A 10,741-nucleotide genomic window follows, 5' to 3' on the forward strand; every position below is an offset into this window, starting at 1 on the left:
GGTTACCTCTCCATGCCGCGGGTGAAGTCGGTGGCGACCGCGTCCTCGAAACTGGTGTTCATGGCGAGGAGGGCGGCTGGGGCGAGCTGGCCGATGTCGGCGACGGCGTCGGGGCTGTCCGGGTGCAGCGCCTCATAGTCGACGGCGCGCAACTGGGCCAGGTCGAGGGCGGCCTCGACGGTGGCGCCGAGCAGCTCCGGCGTCCACGTGGGCGAGGCGTCGGACGGGACGGCGATCAGCACGGCCTGCGGGGGCGCGGCGTCGGGGGCCTCGATGTGCAGGGCGACGCCGGTGGTCTGCCGGGTCCTGGGCACGACCTCGGTCCACTCGTCGACGACCAGGCCGCGCAGCGGCTTGACGAGGACGTCAGCGGGGTCCGCGGGGGCACCGCCGGGGGTGTGCAGGACCAGAGACAGGCGCGGCCCCGGGCTGGCGCCGGTGAACGAGGGCAGGGCAGCCCATCGCTCGGCCCGGGCCGGGTCGGGGGACCTGGTGTAGGGGGCCTGGGCGACGACGGCGGTGAGCGCGTCACCGGTCCCCAGGGCCTCCGCGTACCCGAGGCTGGTGACCAGCCGCTCAACGCCGCGCCTGACCCGGCCGAGCCGGGTGAGCCAGGTGACGGGGGCGTGGCGGTCGCCGTCGAGCAAGGTGCCGGCGTCGGCGAGCGACTCGGTGAGCGGCCCGGGTCCTGGGCCGGAGAAGGAGGGCAGCAGGACCAGGTCCTCGCCAAGGAGGGCGGTCAGGGTCCGCTCGGCCCACTGCTGGTCGGTGAGGGCCCTCTGGTCGTGTGCCGCTGCCAGCGCGTCGGCTGCCGCGAGACGCTGGGCCAGCACGGGGGCGACGGTGGCCGCGAGGCCCGCCAGCTCGCGCGTGTACGCCTCCGTCTCGGCCGCTGGTGCGCCGGGACGGGGCGGCGGCGGGGGGACGGCCGCGGGGATGCCGAGCAGGCCGGCGGCGAGGAGGCCGCGGTGGCGGCGGTCGGCGGCGCCGTCGGCGAGGTCCAGCGCGGCGTCGCCGGCCAGGGCGCGCACGGCGGTCGCGCGCGGCGGCAGGGCGGGGTCCTGCGGCTCCGGGGCCGCGGGGTCGACGGTCTCGGGGAGGCTGAGGTCGGCAGGGCGCAGCGGGCGCGCGCCGCGCACCAGGTCGCGCGCGGCGCGCACGGTCTCCAGGAGACGGTGCAGTTCCTCGTTGTCCTCCGCGAGGGCGACCGGGCGCGGCGCGGCGGCGCCGGTCCCGTCTGGCGCGGCACCGGGCAGCGGCTCGGCGGGCCGTGGTGACCCCGCGGCAGGTGACAGCTCGTCCGGGCGGGCGAGCCGTTCGGCGTGCAGCAGCAGGTGGCGTTCGAGGTCGGAGCCGGGCAGCGCCTCGGGTTCGGTGCCCATGACGAGCCAGTCCAGCGGGGACAGCGGGAGCCCGGCGAGCGGGACCGGGCGAACGCCGCCGAGGACGTCGCGCACCCGGTAGGTGACGGCCGCCGGGGCGGGCAGCAGCGTAGTGAGCCAGGCGTTCAGGGCGGGCTCGGCCAGCGCGCGGGACTGGGTACGGGCGTCGGTGACCCAGCCGGCGGGCGCCGCCGGGGCGGACTCGGGCAGCAGGACCAGCACCCGGTGGGTGACCGCGTCGCCGCCGCGCGGGGTGCGCAGGGACTCCAGCTCCGGCGGCGGGGCCTCGCCCCCCGCCAGGGCATCGGCCACGGCGCCGGCGCGCAGCGGGTTGCCCTGCACCGCCTGGTGCACGCCCTCGACCAGCAGGGCGTCGGCGACCGCGTCCACGGTGTCGTCCAGGCCGTCCAGCACCTCCGTCAGATAAGCGAGTTCGTCGGCCGAATCCGCCGGGACGCCCACGTCATCGACCAGGTCGAGCCGGCCCTCGGCGCGCAGGCGGTGCAGCCGCAGGCCGTCGGAGACGTCGCGGGCGGTGACGGACTCGCTGACCGTGTCGTCGTGGTCCACATGCGTGGCGGTGGTGGGGGCCAGTTGCCGGAAGCGGTCGGTCCAGGAGGCGAGGGTGCCGGACGGGTGGTCCTGGAGGGCCCGTTCGAAGCGGTAGCCGAGCAGCGCTCCGAGCGGCTGCCCCCGGCGGACGCCGTCCAGCAGCCAGGCCGCGGCGCGGGTGCGGGCCGACGGCAGGTCGACGGCGGTGGGCGCGTCGGGTCGGTCGCCGTGGCCGCGCTGGGCGGCGCGCAGGACGGCGGCGGTGGCGGCCTGGGCCAGGGACGGGGCGTGGACCGGACCTGCGGTGTCCCCGGCCGCGTGCGGGCCCTGGGTCCCCGCCGGGGTGCGCGGCCGAACGTCCAACAGCCAGCCGTAGCCGCCGACGTGACTGCCCGGGGCGGTCCCGGGGTCACCCCGGCGCAGCCAGGCGAGCCGCCGGGTGGCGAGCGAGGTGATCCAGGCGTCCAGCCGGTGCGAGGTGGCGTCGAGGGTCTGGGCGAGGTGGCGCTCCAGGTCGCCGTCCGGCAGCGTGGCCAGCGCCTTGAGGGCGTCCGTCGTCTCGTACAGCGGGGCCAGTTCGGGCCTGGCCCTGGCCTCCGGCCTCCACAGGTACTCGCCCACCAGGGCGTTCTCGGCGGGCAGGTTGCGGCCGGCGCGCCGCCACACGGTCTCGGTGATGGCCGGGAAGTCGGTGTCGATCACCTCGGGTTCGCACCGCTCGGCGAGGCTGGTGCCGAGCACCAGGTCCACGGCGCGGGCGAACTCTGCGAGCAGGGAGTGGCGGGCTAGCTGGTACAGCAGCGGGGTCCTCGGCCCGTTGGCCGGGTCAGGGCCCTCCGGGCCCACCACGCCGAGGTCGTGCCACCAGCGCGACCAGGGCTGCCCCTGCCGGTATCCCGGGACGGGGACGCGCGGAGCCCAGGCGGGGGCGTTGAGGGGGTCGGCGAGGGCGTCGAGGTACTGGGCGGGGGCGCCGCCCGGGGTGCCGTCGGGCGCCGTGATCCAGGGGCGGTCCAGCGGCCACGCCTTCTTCGCGTACAGCACCCGGCCCGGGCCGAGCTCCCAGTCGGGCAGGCCGAGCCGGGCGGCCAGCTCGCGCATCCGCGCGGCCAGCTCGGTGCCCCACTCGTCGTTGAGGGAGAGCGGGCCGTACCGCCACAGGGCGGTGATGTACTCCTTGCCGAGAGCGCTGCGGCCGTGGACGCGGCGGGCGTGGGGGGCCATGCCGAGGATGTCGGCGATGGCGTCCTGGCCGGTGGTGTTCCGGGTGACGCGGGGAACGGCCTTCGGGTCGGCCGCGCTCGGCGCCCAGATCCGGTCGCGCAGGGTGCGCAGGAAGCGGGGCAGGGCCGGGTCCAGGCGCATGGCGCCCAGCGCGGTGTCGTCCGCGTCCGCCCAGCGGTCCAGGGCGAGGACGGGCAGCACGCCGTAGGGCTGGTCGCCGACCCGCAGCGCGGGCAGCGGGCCGCCGGGGCGCAGGTACCGGCGCACGTGCTCGCGGACGGCGCGCACCTTCGCCTCGGGGAAGCGGCCCTCGCCGAACTGCTCCAGGTAGTAGCCCCAGGTGGCACCCCACAGGGCGGTGGCCATGTCGCGGGCGGCGGCCTGGTCGCGGCGCTGGGCGCCGAGGGCGAGGGCGAGCGGCAGGGGGCGCCCGCCCTGGCCGCCGACCAGGGGCAGGCCCAGGGCGGTGGCCAGGGCGGCCGCGTCGGTGTCCGTGCGCGGCGGTGCGGGGCGGGGGCGGACGCGGTAGGCCGCCCGCTCCTCCGGGCCGCCTCGGCTGTAGGCGGACCCGGTGGTCGCGGTGTTGTTCGACGGCGCGCCCGGCGGGACGTACGCCAGGCCCCGGGTGTGGTATTGGGCCTCGACCAGGGCGCTCAGCTCGGCGGTCGCGGTGTGCGGCTGCTCCTCGCGCACGCCGTACACGAGCAGCCGGGCGTAGCCGGTGCCGCGCGGCAGCCGTACGGCCATACCCGCGGCCTCGGCGGCGGCGAAGTCCGTCATCCAGCGGATGGCGTCGTCCACGGGCGGGGCGGCGGGGTCGGCCGGGACCGGGGCGGTGGGCGACGGGCCGGCCGGCAGCACGGCGCCGCCGGACGGGCCGCCGACACGGGAGGTGACCCGGGTGACGACGGGCGCGGCCGGATCCAGGGGCCGCCCGAGGACGTACCAGCGGGTGGGCAGGGCCCGGGCCACCGGGCGGCGGGTCCAGCTCGCCTGCCGGGTCTCCACGGCGGGGAAGACCGGGGCGGTGTCGGGGCCGCCCGGGGCGGGCTGGGACTGTCCGTTGACGGGTTCGAGCCGGCGGGCGATCCAGCCGGCCCGTTCGGCGCCGAAGCGGTCGGCGAGCGCCGCCCACGCGGCCTCCTCGGCGGCGGCGTCGCCGCGCGCGTTCCACACCCCCTCCCAGTAGGTGCGGCCTCGCATCTGCTCGTCGGCGGTGAGCGCCGCCTCGTGGGTGTCGATGTGGATCTCGTCCGGGTAGATCCGGACGAGCAGTTCACCGGCGGTGAACCGGGTCTCCAGCCGGACGGGCAGCAGCACCACGGGGTGTGTGGTGGAGAGCTCCCAGGCGGGCGTTGGCGTGGTCATCTCACGTCCGATCACGTGCGTGCGGAAAGAAGAAGGGGGGCCGGCGCCGAGCGCGCCGGCCCGGAGGGCGCCCGGCCTCAGCGGGCGGACGGGAGGGCCGGGCGGCCCGCGTACGCGTCCTCCGGGATGTCCGGCAGCGTCAGCAGGTGGTCGGCGGTACCGGGGCCGGCGGCTCGCAGCCCGCGCGTCCCGCCGGCGGTGACCGCGGTGACCGGCACCCGCTCGCCCGGCGCGGGCTCCACGTACAGGCGCTGACGCCCGTCCAGCGCGTCCAGCGCCTCGGCGCGGGTCATCCGCCACCAGCGGCCGTCCGGGTGCCGGCCCGCGACCTCGCGCACGAAGACCTCGCCGTCGCCCGGTACACGGGTGCGGACGTGGCTGACGCGCAGCCCGGGGCCGGGCACGGGCAGCAGCGCGGAGGCGTGGTGGGCCACCCGGACCGGCCGTTGCAGGGTGATGTGCGCCATGGCGGCCGCGTTGTGCCCCCAGGACACCTTCGGTTCCGTCGCGGCGGGGTACAGCGGCAGCGGGTCGGTGCCGAACGGCGCGCGGATGCCCGCGTGGCGCAGGGCCGCCAGCTCCTCGGCGCTGTCCGCCACCGACGCCCAGCTTACGTCCTGCCAGGTCTTGGGCGTCTTCCCGTACTCCGGCGCCTTCGGCGGGTGGTCCAGCCCGAAGGCAGGCGCGCTCGGGTGCTGCTCGAAGACGAACCACCAGCCCCGCTTGCCGTCCTCGCCGAGGGCCTGCGCGGTGGTGAGCGGGAAGCCCGTGAACAGCACGTCGGTGCCGATCCGCCCGGAGAACACCGGCTCCACCCGCTCGCCCAGCCGCCCCGGCCCGCCGGGGGTGTCCGGGGGCAGGGCCCGGCGGGCGTGCAGCCCCAGCGCCGGGAAGCGCCGCACCACCTCGCCCCGCACCAGCAGCACCACCGCGTCGTCCCCGCCCTCCGGGCGGCGCAGGTTCTCCCCCAGCCCGCTGTCCCGGCCCCACTCGCGCATCGGCGGCACGTCGGGCTGCTCCCGACCGGGCTCCACCGTGCCGCGGGCGTCCCAGAAGTACCGGAACGCGGTCGCCGAGCGGTCCGTGGGGAACTCCCGCCACAGCAGCTCCCGGCCCAGCTCGTGGTTGGCGCCGGCCAGGAACGCCTCGACGAACGGGGCGTTGGCGCGCAGCAGGGTGACGCTGTCGGGCGGGATGTTCTCCGTCCCGGGCAGCAGGTGGCCGGTGCCGAGCTCGGCGAGGAGTTCGGCCATGGGCTGGGTGAACGACGGCGGGGTGAGCAGCGGGCCCAGGCGGTCGGGCAGCTTCCTCGCGTCCGGGCCGGTCAGGTCCGCGCCGTCGATGCGGGCCACCACCCGGTCGGTGACGGCGCGTTCGGGGTCGGCGGCCGCGCGCACGGCGGAGGCCACCTGACCCGTCGCCAGCTTCGGCGGTTCGTCGCGGCCGGCTTGATCGGCGAGCTTGTAGGCGGCGAGCAGGGCGCGCTGGTGCTGCTGGGCGGCCTTGCGGAATCTGTTGGTGATGTACTTGCGGCGGTCGCCGGGCAGGTCGCCGGGCAGGTCGACCAGGGCCACCCGGACTGCCTGGCGGCGCCCGCCCGGCCAGCCGCCCTCCTGGACGGGCGCGGACCAGGTGCCGGGCACGCCCGTCGCCTTCTCCACGTCCCAGCCCACCCGCAAGGTGGCGGACCCGGAGTCGTCGAGGACCAGCAGCCCCAGGTCGGGCCGCTCCGAGCCGCTGAAGTCGGCGATCACCATGCCCACCGTGCCGCCGGGCGGAAAGGGGCCGGGGACGGTGACGACGTCGCCCCAGCTCTTGACGCGGCCTCGGGCGTTGATGTTCCACCCGACGCGGTAGCGGGCGCGCGGCCCCTCCGGGGTCTGCTCGACGAGCAGCACCACCAGTTCGGGCCGCAGGTCCCCGTCGAGGTCGGCGACGGCGATGTCCAGCGCGAGGACGGCCGGCGCGGTGTAGGAAGGCCGGTCGGGCCACGGGATCTCCACCGAGTCGGACCAGCCGCCGCGGGCCAGGCCGGTGCCGGGGTCGATGTTCCAGCCGATCCGCAGGAACAGCCGGTTGTTGCCCGAAACGCCGCCGACGTAGGCGACGAGCAGCTCGTGGCCGCCGTCCCCGTCGAGGTCGGCCAGGGCGCAGCTACCGGCCTGCACGGTGACGACCGCGGTGGAGCCGCCGCTCGCGGTGGTGGTGGTCGACATCGGGGTGGGCATGGTCACCGGGCCCACCCAGGAGGCCGGGTCGGCGTTGCCGTCCAGGTTCCGGGCGATGCGGTAGCGGCCGAAGTTCCCCTTGTGCCCCTGGTTGTTGTATTCCTCGATCCAGAAGACGACGGCGTCGGGGCGGCCCGAGCCGTCCAGGTCCGCGGTGGCCAGGCCGAAGCCCTGGAGGGCCCGCTTCTCCGGTCCGGTGACGGCGCCCTTGGGCTGCCAGCCGCCGTGCACCGACGCGTCGAAGTCGGTGTCCCGGCCCAGGCGCAGCTGCGGCGTGCCCGGGAGGCTCACGTGCCCCACCAGCAGGTTGGACAGGAAGCCCGGCTGCGGGCGCCAGCCGATGTCGACCGGCGGAAACGCGTCAGGGTAGCCCTTGCCGCCGTATTCGGGGCGGCCGAGGACCTGCCAGGTGTTGTTGCCCATCCGGTCGGCGACCATCAACTGCCCGTCGCCGACGGCGTAGACGTACCTGCCGTGCACGGCGACGGACAGCACCTGGTCGGCGCCGACGGGGGCGCGCCCGCCGCCGACCGGGGCGCCGCCGCCCGGCTGGGTGATGACCCGGGCGTCGGTGGTGCTCATCAGCAGGTTCCCGTCGTGGCCCCTGCCGATGATCCGGCCGATGGGCGGGGCGTCGGACGGCACCCAGGTGATGCCCTGGCCGGACGGCCGGCTCTCGTACAACTGACCGCCGGCGGCCGCGCCGTAGTGGTGCCCGCACCAGTCGGGCACACCCCGGGCCGCGTCGAAACCGACGCGTGGAACGCCCCTGATGTCGGGGGCCGCGACCCAGCGCGTGCCGTCGTGGACGAACTCGTACAGAGACCCCCGGTAATCGAGCCCGTACAGGATCCAGTCGCCCACCACCCGGACTCCCCCGCGGGGGGCTGTTGTGGAGGGCAGCAGATCCCCCTCCCAGGCCCATCTCCGGTTCGCGCCCGCGCTGAATTCCCACGCCTTGCCATACAGGGTGTCCACGCAGTAGACGGCCAGATGCAGGTAGTTGGTGTTGGAGATGTCTCCGGCGGGCTGGTACCGGACGACCGCGCTGAGCGCGGCCTCCCCCGCGGTCAGTTTCCGGCCGTCCGGCATGCCCTGGTTCCTCCACACCCACTGGTCGCCGTCCCACGACAGGTGGCGCAGGGTGCCGTCGGCGCCCACCACGAAGACGTCGAGGTCCCGCACGGCGACCGGTGCGGACGCGGCCGTGGTGCCGGGCGGGGCGCCGTGGTCCACCCAGCCGGGCACGCCTGCCTGGGTGACCCGGGACATCAGCCGGCCGTCCGTGGTGACGACGAACACCCGGTTGTCCATGGCCGCGCCGACCCAGCGGATCACCGGCACGGCGGGCGGCACGGTCTCGCGCGGCTCTGTGGGGTTCTCCTCCCACCACCGGGTGCTCAGCCGGCTGTCGGTCAGGTTCTCGAACGTCTCTTCCGACGAGACGTTCTCCACCCCGGCCAGGCCTGCGGGGACGGGCAGGGGAGGGACGGCCCGCTCGGTGCGGTCGGCGAGCCCTGCGGCCAGCGCGGCCGCCGGGTCTCCGGCCGGGGGCAGCGAGCGGCGAACCAGCGGGCCGCCGGGACGCAGGAGCCGCCGGAACGCCGGGTCCATGGCGGCGGCGGCCTCCTCGTTGCGGGCCACCTCCCGCGCGGCGGTGCCGTCGCCGTACGGGATCGCGTCCTGGGCGGCGGAGGTGATCTGCAGCGTCCGCGCGTCCCGCTCGTCGGCGACGCCGGGTCCGTCGAGGACGCGCCAGGTGTCGTCCCCCGCCGGGTCAGTGACCATCAGCCTGCCGTCGCCGACGGCGTAGACGAGTGTGCCGGACACGGCGGCGGACAGCACCTGGTCGGGGCCGACGGGAGCCCTGCCGCCGCCGGTCTCGGCGACCTCGCCGTGCACGGTGACGATACGCGCGTCGGTGGTGGCCAGGAGCACCCGCCCGTCGTGGCGCCTGCCGACGATCCGCCCGATCGGCGGGGCGTCGAGCCTGGTCCACACCCACCCGTGAATGTACTCCCCGCCCTGGAACAGCTCCCCGGCCGCGGTCACGGCGTACGGCAGGAGCGAGTTCAGGTCGGGCGCTCCCCGGGCCGGGTCGAAGCTGGTGGGCTGGACGCCCCGGCGGTCCCGGGCGGTCCAGGTCCTGCCGTCGCGGGCGTACTCGATCATCCAGCCGTCGGTGTCGAGAAGGAGGAGGTTGTGGGGATCGACCGCCCGCACCGCGGTGACGCGCCGCCCCGCGGGTCCGATGGCCGCCCAGGTCCACGCCGGGCCGGCGCCCGCGGCGAGCTGCCACAGCGTGCCCGCGGTGTCCGTGCCGTACACAGTCGGGGGTTCGTCGCCGTCGGGGCCGGAGACCGCGCTCAGCGCGCCCTCCCCGCCGCGCAGCGGGGCGGCGCCCGGTCTGCCGTGGCTCTTCCACACCCACGTGTCGCCGCCGGACAGTTCCCGCAGGGTGCCGTCGGCGCCCACCACGAACACGTGCCGGTCCAGCAGGGCCACCGGCGAGGAGGCCGCCGTGGTGCCCGGCGGCGGGCCGTGGTCCACCCACGTGGACCGGCCGTTCCGGGTGACTCGGGCCAGCAGCCGGCCGTCCGCCGACACCACGAACACCCGGTCCGGCATCCCCGCGCCGACCCAGCGGGCCTGCGGAGCGGCGTCCGGCGCGGGGCCGGTCAGGCGACGGTGCAGGCTCGTGGCCGCCGAGCGGGCCAGCTGGCCCTGGCGCAGCGCCTCGTTGGCCCTTCCCACCTCGGCGGCCTGGTCCCAGGTGGCGGCGACCAGGTCCTCCTGGTGGCGGCGCACCACCTCGGCGCCCAGGGCTGCCGCGGCCCGGTGGCGGGGGTCGAGGTTGAGGTCGCGCAGCCACGCGGGGCCGTCCCCGGCGGCGGGAAGCCCGGTGGTCCCGGCCTGCGCCGAGCCGTAGACGGGCGGGGTGAGCACGGTGCCGGAGGGGCCCGCGTCCAGCACGTCCGTGTAGGCGGCGCGGAACGCGGCGGCGGTGTCCTCGTCCCAGGCGCGGGGCTCGGTGCCGGCCGGGCGCAGCGCGCCCTCCAGGTCCGTGGTGCGGCCGGGGTGGCCCTCGGGCAGGGCGGGCAGGCCGGGCCCGGCGTCGCCGACGTCCAGCGGCCGGGTGCCGAGGTCGCCGGCCAGGGCGTGCGGGGCGAGGGCGCGCACCAGCGACTCGAAGTCGCCATCGAGGCCGGTGGCGAAGCGCCAGTGGTGGTACACCGGCAGCTCCCACCGGGTCACCTCGGGCCGGTCGCCCGGCGCGGGCCAGGCGGGGACCAGGTCGCCGTCCGGGACGGGCCGCCCGAGCCCGGCCAGGCGGCCCGCTTCGAAGGCGGGGACGACGGCGGCGAGGTAGTCCTTCCCCGGGAGCAGCCGGCGCGGGCACAGCAGGCGGGACAGGGCGCGGTCGGGCTCCTCGGCCAGCAGCCGGTCCACCTCGGCCTCGCCCGTGTCGTCGTCGGTGGCCACCTGCGCGTGGGCCCAGGCCCAGGACTGCGCCAGGTCGGGCAGCTCCGCCCGGTCGCACCGCAGCCGGGGCAGGGTGCCGTCGCCGGGCAGCAGCTCGGCGCCCTCGGCCTCCACGACGACCAGCACCAGCCAGGGCCGGAGCCGGCCCTCGGCGGTGGCGGCGGCGGGGGTGAACATCCACGGCAGGTCGGGCCGGTCGAACTCGACGGCGGGGAACAGGTGCGGCTCGGCACCGTCGCTGTCGGGGGCGGGGAAGGAGCGCAGCACCTGCGCCGGGTCGAGTCCGGTGACGTCGCCAGGGCCGAGCAGGCGGGCCTCGACGGCGACGGGGGCGCGGCCGGAGAGTTTCGGGCGCAGGGTGACGGTGGTGCGGGCGGGCATGGCGCCCGACGTGGGGTCGGGCTTGCCTCCGGCCGCGGCCAGGCCCTCGCGGACCCAGGAGAGGAAGGTCAGGCCGCTCAACGGATGCCTCCGGCAGGGTGGTCGGTGGTGGATGGGACGGGA

Annotated in this window: 2 protein-coding genes; both read right to left on the reverse strand. The window is 77.0% G+C overall.

Annotation, left to right across the window (positions count from 1 at the left end):
- Window positions 1-2: 2 nt before the first annotated feature.
- The gene (locus ACZ8ZB_RS00745) at window positions 3-4,526 is read right to left on the reverse strand and encodes a hypothetical protein (RefSeq protein WP_470735769.1); all 4,524 of its coding nucleotides are present in this window, start codon (window positions 4,524-4,526) and stop codon (window positions 3-5) included.
- Between the two features lie 77 nt (window positions 4,527-4,603).
- The gene (locus ACZ8ZB_RS00750) at window positions 4,604-10,699 is read right to left on the reverse strand and encodes a hypothetical protein (RefSeq protein ID WP_470735770.1); all 6,096 of its coding nucleotides are present in this window, start codon (window positions 10,697-10,699) and stop codon (window positions 4,604-4,606) included.
- Between the last annotated feature and the right edge of the window lie 42 nt (window positions 10,700-10,741).

This window comes from Streptomyces sp. 12E, assembly GCF_055633275.1.

Excerpts from the sequence above, each read along its gene's own strand:
- ACZ8ZB_RS00745 (WP_470735769.1), bottom strand. The coding sequence starts at position 4,526 with ATGACCACGCCAACGCCCGCCTGGGAGCTCTCCACCACACACCCCGTG.